Origin of the sequence: Streptomyces sediminimaris (assembly GCF_047049295.1) — a bacterium.
GTDB lineage: Bacteria > Actinomycetota > Actinomycetes > Streptomycetales > Streptomycetaceae > Streptomyces > Streptomyces sediminimaris.
The window spans coordinates 6891544-6908124 of sequence record NZ_JBJWOT010000001.1 but is presented as its reverse complement, the minus strand read 5'-3'; the positions used below and the strand labels follow the sequence as shown (position 1 = coordinate 6908124).

Genomic DNA, 16581 nt, shown 5'->3' with positions numbered 1-16581 from the left:
CATGCCCGACTCTTCGGCCGACTCCCCCAGGCTCACCCGGCGCCCGGAGTGGACCGCTCTGGAGGACCACCGCGCGCAGGGACTGCGACACCCGCGGCTGCGTGAGCTGTTCGCGGCGGACCCCTCCCGCGCCGAACGGTACGTCGTACGCGTCGGCGACCTGCGCATCGACTACTCCAAGCACCTGATCAACGACGAGACCCTCGCGCTGCTCCAGGAACTGGCCACCGCCACCGGTGTGTCCGGGCTGCGCGACGCCATGTTCCGCGGCGAGAAGATCAACACGACCGAGGACCGCGCCGTGCTGCACACCGCGCTGCGGGCGCCCCGGGACGCGGTGATCGAGGTCGACGGCGAGAACGTGGTGCCGCGGGTCCACGCCGTGCTGGACAGGATGGCCGGCTTCGCGGACCGGGTCCGCTCCGGCGCCTGGGCCGGCCACACCGGCAAGCGCATCAGGAACGTCGTCAACATCGGCATCGGCGGCTCCGACCTCGGACCCGCGATGGCGTACGAGGCCCTGCGCACCTTCACCGCACGGGAGTTGACGTTCCGCTTCGTGTCGAACGTCGACGGCGCCGATCTGCACGAGGCGGTGCGGGACCTGGACCCGGAGGAGACGCTGTTCATCGTCGCCTCCAAGACCTTCACCACGATCGAGACCATCACCAACGCCACCTCGGCCCGCTCCTGGCTGCTCGCCGGGCTCGGCGGCGAGGAGAAGGCGGTGGCGAGGCACTTCGTGGCGCTGTCGACCAACGCGGAGAAGGTCGCCGGGTTCGGTATCGACCCGGACAACATGTTCGAGTTCTGGGACTGGGTCGGCGGACGCTACTCCTTCGACTCGGCGATCGGCCTGTCGCTGATGATCGCCATCGGCCCGGACCGCTTCCGCGAGATGCTCGACGGCTTCCGCATCGTCGACGAGCACTTCAGGACCGCGCCCGCCGAGCACAACGCCCCGCTGATCCTGGGCCTGCTGGGCATCTGGTACGGCGACTTCCTCGGGGCCGAGTCCCACGCGGTGCTGCCGTACAGCCACTACCTGTCGAAGTTCACCGCGTACCTGCAGCAGCTCGACATGGAGTCCAACGGCAAGTCGGTCGGCCGCGACGGCCACGTGGTGGACTGGGCGACCGGTCCGGTGGTGTGGGGCACGCCCGGGACCAACGGCCAGCACGCCTACTACCAGTTGATCCACCAGGGCACCCGGCTCATCCCCGCCGACCTGATCGGCTTCGCGCGTCCGGCGGCGGAGCTGAGCGACGAACTCAAGGCGCAGCACGACCTGCTGATGGCCAGCCTGTTCGCGCAGGGGCAGGCGCTGGCCTTCGGCAAGACGGCGGAGGAGGTGCGCGCGGAGGGCGTCCCCGAGGCGCAGGTCCCGCACCGCACGTTCGCGGGCGACCGCCCCACCACCACGATCCTGGCCCCGGAGCTGACCCCGTCCGTCCTCGGCCAGCTGATCGCCCTCTACGAGCACAAGGTGTTCGTGCAGGGCGCCGTCTGGAACATCGACTCCTTCGACCAGTGGGGCGTCGAGCTCGGCAAGGTCCTCGCCAAGCGCGTCGAGCCCGCCCTGACCGAGGGCGCCTCCGTCCCCGGTCTGGACCCCTCCACCACCGCTCTCGTGGCCGCGTACCGCGAGCTCAAGGAAGTGCACTGATATGACAGCGATGCAAATGGGTCTCATCGGTCTCGGCAAGATGGGCGGCAACATGCGCGAGCGGCTGCGCCGCGCGGGCCACACCGTGATCGGCTACGACCGCGACCCCGACCTCTCCGACACGGCGAGCCTCGCCGAACTGGTCGACAAGCTCCAGGCGCCGCGGGTGGTCTGGGTGATGGTCCCGGCCGGCGCCGCCACCCAGTCGGTCGTCGACGAGCTCGGCGGGCTGCTGTCGCCCGGCGACACCGTCGTCGACGGCGGCAACTCCCGCTGGAGCGACGACGAGAAGCACGCCGCGGAGCTGGGCGCCAGGGACATCGGCTTCGTCGACGCCGGTGTCTCCGGCGGCGTCTGGGGCCTGCAGAACGGCTACGCGCTCATGGTCGGCGGCGACAAGGAGCACGTCGAGCGGCTGCAGCCGATCTTCGATGCGCTGAAGCCGGAGGGCCCCTACGGCTACGTCCACGCCGGCAAGGTGGGCGCCGGGCACTTCTCCAAGATGGTCCACAACGGCATCGAGTACGCGATGATGCAGGCCTACGCCGAGGGCTGGGAGCTGCTGGAGAAGGTGGACTCCGTGGACAACGTCCGCGAGGTCTTCCGCTCCTGGCAGGACGGCACCGTCATCCGCTCCTGGCTGCTGGACCTCGCGGTCGGCGCCCTCGACGACGACGAGCATCTGGACAAGCTCAAGGGCTTCGCGCAGGACTCCGGCGAGGGCCGCTGGACGGTGGAGGCGGCCATCGACAACGCCGTGCCGCTGCCCGCGATCACGGCCTCCCTCTTCGCCCGGTTCTCCTCCCGCCAGGAGGACTCCCCGCAGATGAAGATGGTCGCCGCACTGCGCAACCAGTTCGGCGGGCACGCCGTCGAGTCGAAGTAGGCCGGCCCGAGGGGTGCCGCGCGGGTCACGGGCCCGCGACGGCACCGGCGGGTCCTCGGTGACCTGATCACCACGACCCCGCGCGTCCCGGCGGCCGGGTTCCGCTGCACGTCCTCGGGTGCCGCGGCGCTCGTGGAGACCCGGCTCCGCCGCCCCCTCGGCGGCCGGACGCCCGGCGGCTGCCCGCCGGGAGCTCTCCGGGAGGGCCGACACGCCGGTACCGGGCGGGCCCGCGGAAGGTCCGGGCGCAGGCCCCCGGACGGATCCGACGGACGTGGCTACCGGTTCGACCAGCCCCGTTCGCACAGCACCAGCCGGTACCCGTCGGGATCCTCGACCGTCACCCCCCACCGGTTCCAGTACGGATTGGGCGAGGCCACCCGCCTGCCGCCGTGCTCCTCCAGACGGGCGAGCAGCTCCTCCGGCACCGGACCGTCGACGTAGACGACGAGAAGGTCCTCCTGCGTGGGCCGCGGCTCGACGGGCCGTCCCGGTTCGCGGACGAGTTCCAGGTGCCAGCCGGCATCCGGCCAGCCGACCATCAGCAGCTCGTGCTCGCCGGGTTCCGAGCCGCCCTCGGTCCGCCACACCACGCTGAGACCGAGCCCGCCGACCCAGAACCGCTCGGCGGCCGCGAGGTCCCGGGACGGACGGGCGAGACGGACATGGCTACGGCCGTCGAGGGGCATGCTGACCTCTTTCCGGGCTGGGGTGCGGTCCCTCGCAGCCTAGGCAGCCGGCGGTGCCCGGACCATCGGCCGTCGGTCCTGCGCCCCGGGGCCTAGGTCGGCCCAGATCCTGCGGGATTCCTCGGCGCCCGGTCCGCGGTCCGCGGGAGGGGCGCCGTTGAGACGTGGCGCGCGCTGCGGTCATCATGAGGGGACGCGTGCCCCGGCCGGATTCAGGGGCGGCCGGAGCGCGCGGCCCGGGCGCGCCGGGGCTGCTCTCAGCCCCGGTCGGCCCCCTTCGGCATCCCGTACGCGCGCTCCACCTTCAGCCGCACCACCAGGCGCCGGTCGCGGACCATCGCGGCACGGTAGTCGTCCCAGTCGGGGTGCTCGCCGACGACGTCGCGGTAGAGCCGGACCAGCTCCTCGACGGTGTCGTCGTGCGGATCCCTGGCGACCGGTGAGAGTTCGGCCGAGCCCTCGACGACGGCGTAGGCCCGGCGGTCCGCGGTGGTCACGTGGTACGACGCCCGCGGGTCCCGGCGCAGATTGCGCGTCTTGGCGCGGCCGTCGGTGACCGAGATCCGGAGGAGGCGTTCGCCGGGGTAGTAGTGGTGGCTGACGTTCGACAGCTGGGGCCGGCCGTCGCGCTTGAGGGTGACCAGCACCCCGCCGCGGCCCTCGGAGAGCAGCTCGAGCAGTGCGTCCTGAGTCATGCCTGGATCAACTCCGCCGTCCGAGCCGCGCATTCCCGGATGATCGGCCCTCGCGGCCGGGCTGCCGACCGGGCCGGTCGGGGGCGCGGGACGCGCGCCGCCGGAACGCTCCACGCAAACGATCAATCCTGGCCGACAGGGGGACCCGGGACGCCTTCCTGCGCGACGATGAGATCCGAGGCCGTCCGGACGGGTACCGCCGGACCACACCTCGACGAGCGGATGTGGAGGAGAGCAATGGCAACGCTGCGGCAAGAGGCCGAACCGGACGAGGCCGGGCTGGACGTGAAGGCGCTGGACCGACTCGACCGGGCCTGCGCCCACTACGTCGACGAGGGACGTCTGCCCGGCTTCCTGGTGGCCGTGGCCCGCGGCGGGCGCGTCGCGCACCTCACCACCCACGGCCGGCGCGACGTCGCGGCGGACCTGCCCGTCGAGGCCGACACCCTGTGGCGGATCTACTCCATGACCAAACCGGTCACCTCGGTGGCCGCGCTGATGCTCGTGGAGGAGGGCCGGCTGTCGCTGGACGACCCGCTCGACCGGTACGTCCCGGCCTTCGCGAGCCCCCGCGTGTACGAGAGCGGCGCGGGCGACGAGGTACGCACCCGGCCCGCCGACGGGCCGATACGCATCCGCCACCTGCTCACCCACACCTCGGGCCTGACCTTCGGCTTTTACCACAGCCACCCCGTCGACACCCGCTACCGCGCGGCCGGCCTCGAGTCGTCCGTGGTACCGGGCACCGACCTGGCGCAGACGGTCGACGTGTACGCCCGTATGCCGCTGCAGTTCGAGCCGGGCACCCAGTGGAACTACTCGGTCTCCACCAATGTGCTCGGCCGGGTGATCGAGGTGGTGTCCGGGCAGCCGCTCGACGCGTTCTTCACCGAGCGGATCCTCGGACCGCTCGGCATGACCGACGCCGGCTTCCACGTCACCGACGAACAGGCCCCCAGGCTCTCGGAGTTGTACGGCGAGTCCGACGGCGGCGGCATCGAGCCGGTCCCCGGGCTGCCGCTGCGCGGCGGGCGGCCCCGCTTCCTGTCCGGCAGCGGCGGCATGGTGGCCTCCGCCCACGACTTCCACCGCTTCATGGAACTGCTGCGCCGCCGCGGCGAACTCGACGGCGTCCGCCTGCTCGCCCCCGGGACGGTGGACCTGATGACCCGCAACCATCTCCCCGGCGGAGCCGACCTGCGCGCCTACGGCAGCCGCCCGGCCCACGACGAGCCCACCAACGACGGCGTCGGCTTCGGCCTCGGCGTCTCCGTCGTCATCGACCCGGAGCGCACCCTGTCACCGACGGCGGCCGGCACGTACGGCTGGAGCGGCGCGGCGACGACGACCTTCTGGGTCGACCCCGGCCGCGACCTGACCGTGCAGTTCATGACCCAGGTCCGCCCGAAGTCCTCGCTCCGGATCATCCCCGAACTGCGGCGCCTGGTCCACGAAGCCGTCAAGGAGTAGGCGCTGCCGTGGGGGCCGAACGCCCGCACCGGACGGCGCGGGGGACGGAGGGGCGTACGGCGTTCGGTGCTGCGGCCCACCTCGCCGACGGCGCGTCCCCTGCGGACACCGGCGGCGAGGTGGCGTGCGTGTTCAGGACAGGTGCGCCACCGCGTCCAGATGCGGCAGCACGTGGTCGAGCCGTTCCCGCTTGGTGCGCAGGTAGGTGATGTTGCTCTCGCACGGCGGGATCAGCAGCGGGACGGTCTCGGCCACCTGCACGCCGTGCCGCACCAGTGCCTCCTTCTTGCGCGGGTTGTTGGACATCAGGCGCACCGAATGCACGCCCAGGTCCCGCAGGATGCCGGCGGCCACCCCGTAGTCGCGTGCGTCGACCGGCAGTCCGAGCGCGAGGTTCGCCTCGACGGTGTCCAGGCCCTCCGCCTGCAGGGCCATCGCCCGCAGCTTGGCCAGCAGCCCTATGCCGCGGCCCTCGTGACCGCGCAGGTAGACGACGATGCCGCTGCCCTCGGCGGCCACGGCCTTGAGGGCGGAGGCCAGTTGGTCGCCGCACTCGCAGTGCCGGGAACCGAACGCGTCACCGGTCAGGCACTCGGAATGCAGCCGGGTGAGGACGCCTTCCGTTCCGATGTCCCCGTAGACGAGGGCCACCTGCTCATCACCGCGGTCGTGATCCATGTAACCCACCGCCCGGAATTGCCCGTACACCGTGGGCAGCGGTGCATTCACGATCCGTTCCACACCCGTGCGCGGTGGGGACTTCTTGCCGAGGACGCCGATTTTTTCTGTCATGATCTGATTCCTAAGCAGAGACGAAAGGCCGTGAAGAAATGAGTGTTTCGGGCGCGCGTACGGCGGCGGACGGGCTGGTGCCGGCGGACACTACGGAAGAGGTACGGACCAGGGCCGCGCGTGTCTCAACGCAGGTCGCGGTGCTTCCCGTCGGCAGCTTCGAGCAGCACGGCCCGTTCCTGCCGCTGGCGACCGACACGCTCGTCGCCTGCGCCGTCGCCCGGGAGATCGCCGCGGCGTACCCGGTGCACCTCCTTCCCCCGGTGACGATCTCCTGCTCGCACGAGCACGCGGCCTGGCCCGGTACGGTCAGCATCTCCTCGGTGACCCTTCATGCGGTGGTGTCGGACATCGCGGCCTCGCTCCGCCGCTCCGGCGTCGACGCCCTGGTGGTGGTCAACGGGCACGGCGGGAACTACGTACTGGGCAACGTCGTTCAGGAAGCCTCCGCCCGCGGCGAGCGGATGGCGCTGTTCCCGGCCGCGGAGGACTGGGAGGCGGCGCGGCGGCGGGCGGGGGTGACCACCTCGCTGCTGACCGACATGCACGCGGGAGAAATCGAGACCTCCATCCTGCTGCACGCTCATCCGGAATTCCTCCGGCCCGGTTATGAGACCTCCGATTTCGTCGCGGACGACCGGCGTCATCTGCTGACCCTCGGTATGTCCGGCTATACCGATTCGGGCGTCATCGGGCGCCCTTCGCTGGGTTGTGCGGAAAAGGGGAAGGAACTGCTGGCGAGCCTCGCGGATTCCTTCGGCGCGTATTTCTCGCTCCTCGCCCCGGCGGACGGCCCGGCGTAGCCTGCGGCGGCCTCCGGGCCCGGCCCGGCCGTCCGGGGGCCGGTGCGCAGGGCGGTGCACCAGCGGGCGAGGAGGACGCCGGCGCCCGGCAGCGCGGCCACGAAGCTGAGCACGCCGTAGACCACGGCGACCGCCACGCCGCTGCTCGCGCCGAGGCCCGCCGCGCCGAACGCCCAGGCGGTGGCGCCCTCGCGGGGTCCGAAGCCGCCGACGTTCAGCGGCAGCCCCATGGCGGCCAGCGCCAGCACGGCCAGCGGCAGCAGTACGGCGACGGGGGCGCCGGAGCCCGCGACCCGGGCGGAGAGCACGAACAGCGCGAAGTGCCCGGCCAGGATCAGCAGCGACGACAGGGTCACACCGGGCCAGTTGCGGCGTGAGAGCAGCCCCTCGCGCGCCTCGCTGAGCGTCGCTCGCAGCGCCCGTCCGCGCCGCGACGGCGCCTTGTTCATCCGCAGCGCGAGGACGACGGCGAGCGCGCCGACCGCGGCGAGCCCGACCAGCGGGGCGAACTGCCGCACCTCGCCCCGTACCGGCGACGGCATCGTCAGCAGCGTCGCCGCCCCGACCACCGTCAGCGTGACCTGCCCGGCGACCCGTTCGAGCAGCACCGACCGCACACCGCGGCCCAGGTCACCGGCGCTCCGCCCGTGCCGCACCGCCCGGTGCACGTCCCCGAGGACGCCGCCGGGCAGGGCGGCGTTCAGGAACAGCGACCGGTAGTAGTCCGCGACGGCCGTCCGAAGCGGCAGCCGGATCCTCAGGCCCCGGGCCACCAGTGCCCAGCGCCAGGCACTGAGCACGGTGGTCACCACGCCGACGGCGAGCGCGAGCAGCAGCGTCGGCGCGTCGATGCGGCGCAGCCCGTCGAGCAGGACACCGGTACCGAGCCGCCACAGCAGCCCACCGACGATGGCGACGCCCGCGACGGTGCCGAAGTGGGTGCGTACGGCCGGGGAGTTGAGCACGGCCGCCGCCTTGCGCCACCAGGGCGCGGCCGCCGTGCGGGGCGCGGCTGCCGGCCCGCCGCGCACCTCGCGCACGACCACCGCGGCCCGCACCGTCTCCACGCCCACGACTTCCACGCCCACGAGTTCCACGCCCACGAGTTCGGCGCCCACGACCTCCACGCTCATGACGCCCCGCCCGTCGGCCGGGACAGCGCCAGCAGGTCGCTGTGGTGGACGGTGACGTGCAGCTCGCCCGCCTCGCAGGCGGCCAGGCGCTCGCGCAGATACCGTTCCGCGCGCGCCTTCAGGCCGGGCCGCTGTTCCACGGCCGCACCCACCCAGCCGCGCAGCCACTGGGCCGTCAGCGGGGCCTCGTCCGGTCCGAGCCGCCAGGGGCTCGGGGCGATCCGGACCGTCGCGCCCCGCTCCGAGAAGGCCTCGCACGCCGCCGTCACCGCGTCCGGGCCGAGCAGGCCGTTCCGGCGCTGATGGGCGTTGAACGCCTCCGCGATCTCCTCGTCCATCGGGTCGGACGGACCGAGTTCGACGCGTCCGGCGACCGAGAGCGTCAGCAGGGCCGGGCAGCCGGCCTGCGAGCAGGCGTCGGCGAAGGTCTCGATCTCCTCCTGGGTGAGGACGTCGAGGAGCGCGGAGGCGGTCACCAGGGAAGCGCCGCGCAGGGCGTCCGCGGTGAGCCGGGCGACATCGCCGCGCCGGGTCTCCACGGTGACCCGGCTGCCGTCGGCGGCCGAGCGCGGGGAGGCGGCGGCCGCGAAGTGCAGCAGATAGGGGTCACGGTCGTGCAGGATCCAGTGCTGGGCACCGTCCAGCCGGGGCGCGAGCCAGCGGCCCATGGAACCGGTGCCGCAGCCGACGTCGTGGATGACGAGACCGCCCCTGCCCGGCAGGTTGGCCAGCCGGATGCGCAGCGGGTCGAGCAGGTCGTGCGCCCGCGCGGCGGCGTCGGCGGGCTCCCGCAGCTGAAGCCACTCGGGCGCGTACCGCGCCGGCTCCTCGGACCCGCCGTCCCGCAACCGGACGGTGGCACGCTCCCCGGGGCGGGGGGCGGGACCGGCGCCGGGGATCACGGGGTCCGCCGGTTCGGGGCCGGACACCACCGAGTCCGCCGATCCGGGGCCGGACTTCATGGCGCCCGCCGTTTCGGAGCCGTCGCGCGGCCCGGGCTGCACCGGGACCTTCCCACCGATCTGCGCGGTCCTGTTCATGCCGCCCTCCTGGGTTCGCTCGGTAGCCGGCCCAGTACTCCGGCAAGGCTTCGGGCCGTGGTCGCCCAGCCGTCCAGGGCGGCCCGCCGGCCCCGGGCGGCGGCCTTCAGCCGGCGCCGTACGTCGGCCTCGCCGAACCAGCCGCGCAGTTCGGCGGCGAGGGCCGCCGGGTCCTCCGGCGGCACCAGGATGCCGGGGACACCGCCGTCGGGGGCGCGCCCGACCGCCTCCGGCAGCCCGCCGACGTCCGTGGCCAGCACGGGGATGCCGCGCGCGAGGGCCTCGGTCACCGCCATGCCGTACGTCTCCGCGTAGGAGGTGAGGACCATCAGGTCGGCGGCGGCGTAGCTGGCGTCGAGCTCGGCGCCGGCCTGCGGGCCGGCCAGCTCGATGCGGTCCTCGAGGCCGTGCTCCCTGATCAGCTGCCGCAGGTGGCCGACGTACTCCGGATCGTGCCCGAGTCCGCCGACGCACACGCAGCTCCACGGCAGGTCGGCCGCGGCGGCCAGCGCCTGCACCAGCCGGTGCTGCCCCTTGCGCGGGGTCACGGCGGCGACGCACAAGAGCCGGGAGACACCGTCGGTGCCGGGGGCCGGCGGCGCGATGTCGGCGCCGGGGGCGGCGGCATGGACCCGCCCGGGGGCGAGGCCGTGGTGCGAGACGAGACGCCGTACGGCCCAGTCGCTGGTGGCGATCACGGCGGGCACGGCCCGCAGCACCTCCCGCTCCTTCGCGTCCAACTCGGCGGCCACGGAAGGCTCCAGGCCCGTCTCGTCGCCGAGGGGGAGGTGCACCAGCACGGCGAGGCACAGCCGTTCGGCCTCCGGGACGACGACGTCCGGGACGCCGCAGGCGACGATGCCGTCCAGCAGGACGACCGAACCGTCCGGCAACTCCCGCAGCGTACGGGCGAGATCGGCTCGTGCCGCGGCCGTGGGCCGGGGCCAGTCACCGGCCACGGCGTGCTGGTGGACCTGCCAGCCGAAGCCGGGCAGGTCGAGGCTGACGCGCCGGTCGTAGGCGTTGCCGCCGCTCGGCGCGGCGGGGTCGTCGACACCGCCCGGCACGACGAAGTGCACGGAGCGCAGGGACATGGGAATGATCTCGGCGTTCTTCACGGCGGAGTGCGGGCGGGGCGGGTGGCCGAGCGTCGTCCGCTCCGCCGGTCCCAGGCCCTCCCGTGTCCTCTGCTCCACCTTCTCCAGGGTCACGTGGGTCACAGGGCACGCTCGTAGCTCGCCCAGGCGATGTGCGACTCGTGCAGGGTCACGCCGATCCCCGCGATGCCCCTGGCGCCCTCGCCCAGGGCGCCCTTCCCGATCCGCTCGGCGAGCCGGTCGGCGATGACCTTCGCCAGGAACTCCGTCGAGGTGTTGACCCCGGCGAACTGCGGCTCGTTGTCGAGGTTTCTGTAGTTCAGCTCGGCGACGACGGCGCCCAGTTCCTGCGTGGCCAGTCCGATGTCGACGACGATGTTGTCGTCGTCCAGCTGCTCGCGCCGGAACGTGGCGTCCACCAGGAACGTCGCTCCGTGCAGGCGCTGCGCGGGCCCGAAGACCTCGCCGCGGAAGCTGTGGGCGATCATGATGTGATCGCGGACGGTGACACTGAACAACGGACGACCCTCCAGGTGCGGCGCGTCTGGCCCCCCGGCCGATGCCTGCCGGGGGATGCCCTTAATACGGCTCCTCGCTTCCCCGTGTTCAGCCCGCTCGCACTCTTTTCTCAGGTCAGGCCGTCCCGGGGTACCTCACACGGTGACACAGCGCGGGAAGCTCGCCGGAGGCCAGCCCCGGCATCACCTCCGGCAGGTCCTCGAACCTGCTCTCCCCCGTGATGAGCGCGTCGAGCGCGGGGTCGGCCAGCAGATCGAGGGCGAGGGCGAGGCGGTCGGCGTAACCGCGGCTCGTGCGGGCCGGGGAGACGGTGCCGACCTGGCTGCCGCGGATGGTCAGCCGCCGGGAGTGGAAGGCCTCGCCGAGCGGGAGGCTCACCTTCCGGTCGCCGTACCAGCTCAGTTCCACGACGGTGCCCTCGGGCGCCAGCAGCTCCAGCGCACGCGCGAGGCCCTGCTCGGTGGCGCTGGCGTGCACGACGAGGTCACGGTCGCCGAGCGCGTCCGCGGGCGCGGCGAAATCGACGCCGAGGGCCCGCGCGACCGCGGCGCGGCCCGGATCGGCGTCGACGAGCTGGACCCGCACACCGGGGAAGCGGGCCAGCAGCGCCGCCACCGAGCAGCCGATCATGCCGCCGCCGACCACGGCGATCCGGTCGCCGACCAGCGGCGCGGCGTCCCAGAGCGCGTTCACGGCGGTCTCGACGGTGCCGGCGAGGACGGCCCGCCCGGCGGGCACGGTGTCCGGTACGACGGTGACGGCGGCGGCCGGGACGACGTACCGGGTCTGGTGCGGATACAGGCAGAAGACGGTCCGTCCGACGAGTTCCCCCGGTCCCTCCTCCACCACCCCGACGCTGAGGTAGCCGTACTTCACGGGGGCGGGGAAGTCGCCCTCCTGGAAGGGCGCGCGCATGGCCGTGTGCTGGCTCTCGGGCACCCCGCCGCGGAACACGAGCGTCTCCGTGCCCCGGCTTATGCCGGAGTACAGGGAACGCACGAGCACCTCGCCCTCCGCGGGTTCCGGCAGGTCGGCGGTCCGTATCTCGCCAAGACCGGGGCGACTGAGCCAGAACGCTCGAGCGATGCGGTTCATCGGGTGTCCTCCTGAACGATCGGGAAGCCGTTCACGTACCGAGGTGTGCACAGGCCGCGCACAGTACGCGGCGTTGATCGACTCTGTCATACGGCCGGAGGGTGTGCGGTGGCCCTGAACAACACTTACGACGCAAGGCTGGTCCAGCAGGAGACCGCTGTGGGAGCGGGCGTTCAGATCCTGTTGCTGGCCCTGCTCGGCACGGCGATCGGCATGGGGCCGGCGGGCTGGCTGACCGGCCTGGCCTTCGCCGTGGCCAGCTGGGCGGTGCTCTCCCGGGCGCTGCACCGTTCCCGGCTGCGCTCGTTCGGCCCGGCCAACCGGGTGACCCTGGGCCGGGCCACCCTGGTGGGCGGTGTCACGGCCCTGGTCGCGGACTCCTTCGAGAGCTCCCCACCGGTCACGCTCTTCGTCGGCCTGACGGCGATCGCGCTGATCCTGGACGGCGTGGACGGCAAGGTCGCCCGCGCCACCGGCACCTCCACCCCGCTGGGCGCCCGCTTCGACATGGAGGTCGACGCCTTCCTCATCCTGGTCCTCAGCGTCTACGTGTCCATGGAGTTCGGCCCGTGGGTGCTGATGATCGGCGGGATGCGCTACGCCTTCGTCGCCGCGGCCCGCGTGTACCCGTGGCTGAACGCCGAACTCCCGCCCAGCATGGCCCGCAAGACCGTGGCCGCCACGCAGGGCGTCTGCCTGCTGCTGGCCGCGTCGGGCTATCTGCCGCGGTCCGTGTCCCTCGCCGTGGTCCTGCTGGCCCTGGCCTCCCTGACCTGGTCCTTCGGCCGCGACGTCCGATGGCTGCACCGCACCTCCCGGATCCAGGACGCCGAGGTGGAGGAGATGCTGGGACTGGCTCCGGAGCCGCAGACGGTGACGTCCTGAGGCAGACGACTCCTCAGCCGCCCAGGGCCATCCGGTACGCGCTCGACTCCCGCGGCTCGAACCCGAGCCGCCGGTAGAGCCGGTTGGCGCCCTCCCGGTCCGGCCGCGAGGTGAGATCGACGGTCCGGGCCCCGGCCCGACGGGCGACCCGCAGGGCCTCCTCGATCAGCAGCCCGGCGACCCCGTGCCCGCGCGCGGACGCGTCGACCACGACGTCCTCGATACGCGCCCGCAGCCCGGCCGGCAGAGGAACCATGACGAGGGTCAGGGTGCCGACGATCACCCCGTCGCCACGGGCGACCAGCACCGTGTTCGCGTCACACGCGAGAATCCGCCGCACCGCTCCGGCGTCGAGCGGCTTCGCCCTCGCGGACAGCTGCGGCAGCAACCGGCCGAAGGCGTCGACGAGTTCCGGGCCCGCCTGCCGGGCACGTGCCACTTCGATCTTCATGAGGGGACCTTACCGGCGCGGCGACGCGGCGGGCGCGGGCTCCCCCGGCCCGCGCCCGCCGCCGTCCGTGTCAGGCCGCCCGGCGGTCCCGCTCGCGGTGGGCGCGGACGATGTCCGCGTACCGGTGGCCGGTCCCCTTGATGGTGCGGACCTGGGTCCGGTAGTCCACGTGGACCAGGCCGAACCGCTTGTCGTAGCCGTACGCCCACTCGAAGTTGTCCAGCAGCGACCAGGCGAAGTAGCCGGCCAGCGGGGCGCCCTTGCGGATGGCCGAGGCGCAGGCGGCGAGGTGGCGTTCGAGGTAGTCCTGGCGCTCGGGGTCGTCGATGGTGCCGTCGGGGCGTACGACGTCGGGGAAGGCGGAGCCGTTCTCGGTGACGTACAGGCGGCGGACGGGGTACTCGTCGGTGAGGCGCAGCAGGAGCGTCTCGATGCCGTTCGCGTCGATCTCCCAGTCCATGCCGGTGCGCGGGACGCCGAGGCGGCGCACGGAGCGGACGTGGGGCGCCGGCGCCGAGGGGTCGTCGGCGACGGTGGACGGCATGTAGTAGTTCAGGCCGTGCCAGTCCAGCGGCGCGGCGATCCGCGCGAGGTCGCCGTCCCGTTCGGGGAGTTCGACGCCGTACACCTCGCGCATGTCGGCCGGGAAGCCGCGGCCGTAGACCGGGTCGAGCCACCAGCGGTTGATGTGGCCGTCCTGGCGGCGGGCGGCCGCCACGTCCTCGTCGCGGTCGGTGGCGGCGTGCACCGTGGAGAGGTTGGTGACGATGCCGACCTGGGCGGCAGGGGCGGCGGCGCGGATCGCCTGGACGGCGAGGCCGTGGCCGAGCAGCAGGTGGTAGGAGGCGCGGACGGCGGCCGTCAGGTCGGTCAGGCCGGGGGCCATCCTGCCTTCCAGGTGGCCGATCCAGGCGGAGCACAGGGGCTCGTTCAGCGTGGCCCACTGCGGCACGCGGTCGCCGAGGCGCTCGGCGACGACCGAGGCGTACTCGGCGAACGCGAGGGCGGTGTCCCGCTCGGGCCAGCCGCCGCGGTCCTGGAGGGTCTGCGGCAGGTCCCAGTGGTAGAGGGTGACGGACGGGGTGATGTCCGCCTCCAGCAGGGCGTCGATCAACCGGTCGTAGAAGGCGAGGCCCCTGGGGTTCACCGGGCCGTCGCCGCCCGGCACCACCCGCGGCCAGGCGATCGACAACCGGTAGGCGTTGGTGCCCAGCCGGCGCATCAGGCCGATGTCCTCGCGCCAGCGGTGGTAGTGGTCGCAGGCGACGTCGCCGTTGTCGTTGCCCGCGACCTTGCCGGGCGTGTGGGAGTAGGTGTCCCAGATCGACGGGGCGCGGCCGTCCTCCGCGACGGCTCCCTCGATCTGGTACGCCGCGGTGGCCGTCCCCCACAGGAAGTCGCGGGGGAAGGCGGCGAGGTCGATGCGGTCGGACACGGAAGTCCTCTCGAGGCGATGGGAGTTGGTCACTTCACGGCCCCCGCCGTCAGTCCGGCGACGAGATAGCGCTGCAGCAGCAGGAAGCCGGCCACCACGGGCACGCTGACGACCAGCGAGGCGGCCATGATCTGGTTCCAGTAGACGTCGTTGAGCGTGGAGTAGCCCTGGAGGCCGACCGCCAGGGTGCGGGTGGCGTCGTTGGTCATGACGGAGGCGAACAGCACCTCGCCCCAGGCGGTCATGAAGGCGTAGACGGCGACGGCGACGATCCCGGGGATCGCGGCCGGCACGACGACCCGGAAGAGCGCGCCCAGCGGTCCGCAGCCGTCCACCAGCGCCGCCTCGTCCAGGTCGCGCGGCACCGAGTCGAAGTACCCGATGAGCATCCAGATCGAGAACGGCAGGGAGAAGGTGAGGTAGGTGAGGATCAGGCCGCCGCGCGAGCCGAACAGGGCGATGCCGGTGGCGTTGCCGATGTTGACGTAGATGAGGAACAGCGGGAGGAGGAAGAGGATGCCCGGGAACATCTGGGTGGACAGCACGGTGACCGTGAAGACCCGCTTGCCGCGGAAGCTGTAGCGGCTGACGGCGTAGGCCGCGAACACCGCGACCACCACCGAGCAGACCGTCGCCGAGACCGCCACGATCAGCGAGTTCATGAAGTACTTCGCGAGCGGGACGGTCGACCAGATGTCGATGTACGGGCGGATCGTCAGACCGCTGGGCAGCCAGCGGAACTTGCCGGTGACGTCCGCGAGGGGCTTCAGCGAGCTGGAGACCATGACGTACACCGGGACCAGCACGAAGCCGGTGAGCAGGGTGAGGAAGATCCGCCGGGACCAGAGGAAGGAACTCGGCGGCGCCATGGGCGACCTGGCCGCCCGCTTCGACGGTGACAGCGGCCTCGACCTGGGCATCCGCAGCGACTCAGACATCTCCCGTCCTCCGTCCGCGTGAGGTGAGCACCAGGTACACGCCCGTCACGACGAGCAGGAACAGCAGCAGGAGCACGGACATCGCGGAGCCGGTGCCGAAGTTCCAGGTGACGAAGGACGCCTGGTAGATGTGGACCGAGATGAGGTCGGCGGCCTCGGGCGCGGCCTTGCCGAACAGGACGTACGGCGTGTTGAAGTCGTTGAACGTCCACAGGAACAGGACCAGGACCAGCACCTGGTTGACCGGGCGCAGGGACGGCAGGGTGATGCGGCGGATCTGCTGGATCAGGCCGGCGCCGTCGAGCGCGGCCGCCTCGTAGAGCTCCTTCGGGATGTTCTGCAGCCCGGCCATGACGATGAGGAAGGCGAACGGCCAGCCCTTCCACACGGACACGATCAGCAGCGCGTAGAAGCTGTTGTCGCCGATGAGCCAGAAGGACGGCTTGCCGGTGAGGTGCAGCTGGTCGTGCAGCACGTGGTTCACCAGGCCGTTGTCGTGCTGGAACATGAACACCCAGGTGATGACGGCCGCGTAGACCGGCAGCGCGTACGGCACCAGGAACAGGGCCCGCAGCAGGCCGCGGCCCCGGAAGGTGTCCTGCATGTAGATCGCCGCCGTCGTGCCGATCAGCCAGCACAGGCCCACCGACAGCAGGGTGAAGCCGACGGTGACGAAGAACGAGTGCAGCAGTGCCTCGCCGACGGGGGCGTGGAAGTCCACCGACACCTTGTAGTTGCCGAAGCCGGACCAGGGCGCGGTGCCCCAGTCGCGGATGTAGAACTGGGTGAGCTCCTTGAAGCTCATCACGATGCCGATGACCATCGGCACGAGATGGACCAGGAGTTCGAGGAGCAGGGCGGGCAGGAGGAGCAGGTACGGCAGCCCGATCCGGCGGATGCGCCCGGGGCGGCGGCGCTGTTCGCGCGGCCGGGCCCCGGGGGCGCTCCCCCTCACCGGCTCCTTGAGGGTCGTGGTGGTCATCGGGC

Annotated in this window: 16 protein-coding genes and 1 pseudogene; 5 read left to right on the top strand and 12 right to left on the bottom strand. The window is 72.5% G+C overall.

The window, feature by feature from the left end; genetic code table 11:
* Nucleotide 1 precedes the first annotated feature (1 nt).
* Entirely contained in the window at nucleotides 2–1666 is a 1665-nt protein-coding gene (pgi, locus tag ACJ9NR_RS31640; RefSeq protein ID WP_412491302.1) for a glucose-6-phosphate isomerase, read from the top strand.
* 10 nt (nucleotides 1667–1676) lie between these two features.
* On the top strand, nucleotides 1677–2552 hold the full coding sequence (gnd, locus tag ACJ9NR_RS31635) for a phosphogluconate dehydrogenase (NAD(+)-dependent, decarboxylating) (RefSeq protein WP_412491864.1): 876 nt from the start codon (nucleotides 1677–1679) through the stop codon (nucleotides 2550–2552).
* 278 nt (nucleotides 2553–2830) lie between these two features.
* On the opposite strand, the gene ACJ9NR_RS31630 is transcribed toward gnd, so the two are convergent.
* On the bottom strand, nucleotides 2831–3241 hold the full coding sequence (locus ACJ9NR_RS31630) for a VOC family protein (protein ID WP_412491304.1): 411 nt from the start codon (nucleotides 3239–3241) through the stop codon (nucleotides 2831–2833).
* A gap of 257 nt (nucleotides 3242–3498) precedes the next feature.
* Nucleotides 3499–3936: a PPOX class F420-dependent oxidoreductase gene (locus ACJ9NR_RS31625; protein ID WP_412491305.1), complete on the bottom strand. Its 438-nt coding sequence runs from the start codon at nucleotides 3934–3936 to the stop codon at nucleotides 3499–3501.
* 237 nt (nucleotides 3937–4173) lie between these two features.
* On the opposite strand from ACJ9NR_RS31625, the gene ACJ9NR_RS31620 reads away from it, so the two are divergent.
* Nucleotides 4174–5406: a serine hydrolase domain-containing protein gene (locus ACJ9NR_RS31620; protein ID WP_412491306.1), complete on the top strand. Its 1233-nt coding sequence runs from the start codon at nucleotides 4174–4176 to the stop codon at nucleotides 5404–5406.
* A gap of 132 nt (nucleotides 5407–5538) precedes the next feature.
* Here ACJ9NR_RS31620 and ribA read toward each other — a convergent pair whose 3' ends face one another.
* Nucleotides 5539–6198, bottom strand: a complete 660-nt coding sequence (ribA, locus tag ACJ9NR_RS31615; protein WP_412491307.1) for a GTP cyclohydrolase II — start codon at nucleotides 6196–6198, stop codon at nucleotides 5539–5541.
* A 38-nt stretch (nucleotides 6199–6236) separates the two neighbouring features.
* Here ribA and ACJ9NR_RS31610 point away from each other — a divergent pair.
* Nucleotides 6237–6977 (top strand): annotated as a pseudogene (locus tag ACJ9NR_RS31610) (creatininase family protein); the annotation flags it as partial.
* Here the strand turns inward: ACJ9NR_RS31610 and ACJ9NR_RS31605 are convergent.
* The 5 genes from ACJ9NR_RS31605 to ACJ9NR_RS31585 all read right to left on the bottom strand — a co-directional run bounded on the left by ACJ9NR_RS31605 (nucleotide 6869) and on the right by ACJ9NR_RS31585 (nucleotide 11885).
* Nucleotides 6869–8134, bottom strand: coding sequence for a lysylphosphatidylglycerol synthase transmembrane domain-containing protein (locus ACJ9NR_RS31605; RefSeq protein WP_412491308.1), 1266 nt, complete (start codon nucleotides 8132–8134; stop codon nucleotides 6869–6871). The pseudogene ACJ9NR_RS31610 and the gene ACJ9NR_RS31605 overlap by 109 nt on opposite strands.
* Nucleotides 8131–9096: a methyltransferase domain-containing protein gene (locus ACJ9NR_RS31600; protein WP_412491865.1), complete on the bottom strand. Its 966-nt coding sequence runs from the start codon at nucleotides 9094–9096 to the stop codon at nucleotides 8131–8133. The genes ACJ9NR_RS31605 and ACJ9NR_RS31600 overlap by 4 nt, the downstream gene beginning before the upstream one ends.
* A gap of 74 nt (nucleotides 9097–9170) precedes the next feature.
* Nucleotides 9171–10346, bottom strand: coding sequence for a glycosyltransferase family 4 protein (locus ACJ9NR_RS31595; RefSeq protein ID WP_412491866.1), 1176 nt, complete (start codon nucleotides 10344–10346; stop codon nucleotides 9171–9173).
* A 44-nt stretch (nucleotides 10347–10390) separates the two neighbouring features.
* Entirely contained in the window at nucleotides 10391–10789 is a 399-nt protein-coding gene (locus tag ACJ9NR_RS31590; RefSeq protein ID WP_412491309.1) for a 6-pyruvoyl trahydropterin synthase family protein, read from the bottom strand.
* A gap of 115 nt (nucleotides 10790–10904) precedes the next feature.
* Nucleotides 10905–11885: a zinc-dependent alcohol dehydrogenase gene (locus ACJ9NR_RS31585; RefSeq protein ID WP_412491310.1), complete on the bottom strand. Its 981-nt coding sequence runs from the start codon at nucleotides 11883–11885 to the stop codon at nucleotides 10905–10907.
* A 108-nt stretch (nucleotides 11886–11993) separates the two neighbouring features.
* Between ACJ9NR_RS31585 and ACJ9NR_RS31580 the strand changes: the two genes are divergently transcribed.
* Nucleotides 11994–12770, top strand: coding sequence for a CDP-alcohol phosphatidyltransferase family protein (locus tag ACJ9NR_RS31580; protein WP_412491311.1), 777 nt, complete (start codon nucleotides 11994–11996; stop codon nucleotides 12768–12770).
* Nucleotides 12771–12783: 13 nt separating this feature from the next.
* Here the strand turns inward: ACJ9NR_RS31580 and ACJ9NR_RS31575 are convergent, their stop codons facing one another.
* From ACJ9NR_RS31575 to ACJ9NR_RS31560, 4 genes are all read right to left on the bottom strand, one after another.
* Nucleotides 12784–13221, bottom strand: coding sequence for a GNAT family N-acetyltransferase (locus tag ACJ9NR_RS31575; protein ID WP_412491312.1), 438 nt, complete (start codon nucleotides 13219–13221; stop codon nucleotides 12784–12786).
* A gap of 70 nt (nucleotides 13222–13291) precedes the next feature.
* Nucleotides 13292–14656 carry a GH1 family beta-glucosidase gene (locus ACJ9NR_RS31570; RefSeq protein WP_412491313.1) on the bottom strand — a complete coding sequence of 455 codons (1365 nt, stop codon included), beginning with the start codon at nucleotides 14654–14656 and terminating at the stop codon, nucleotides 13292–13294.
* A gap of 29 nt (nucleotides 14657–14685) precedes the next feature.
* Nucleotides 14686–15576 (bottom strand): carbohydrate ABC transporter permease, encoded by an 891-nt coding sequence (locus ACJ9NR_RS31565; protein WP_412491867.1) that lies wholly within the window; start codon nucleotides 15574–15576, stop codon nucleotides 14686–14688.
* A gap of 10 nt (nucleotides 15577–15586) precedes the next feature.
* Nucleotides 15587–16576, bottom strand: a complete 990-nt coding sequence (locus ACJ9NR_RS31560; RefSeq protein ID WP_412491314.1) for a carbohydrate ABC transporter permease — start codon at nucleotides 16574–16576, stop codon at nucleotides 15587–15589.
* Between the last annotated feature and the right edge of the window lie 5 nt (nucleotides 16577–16581).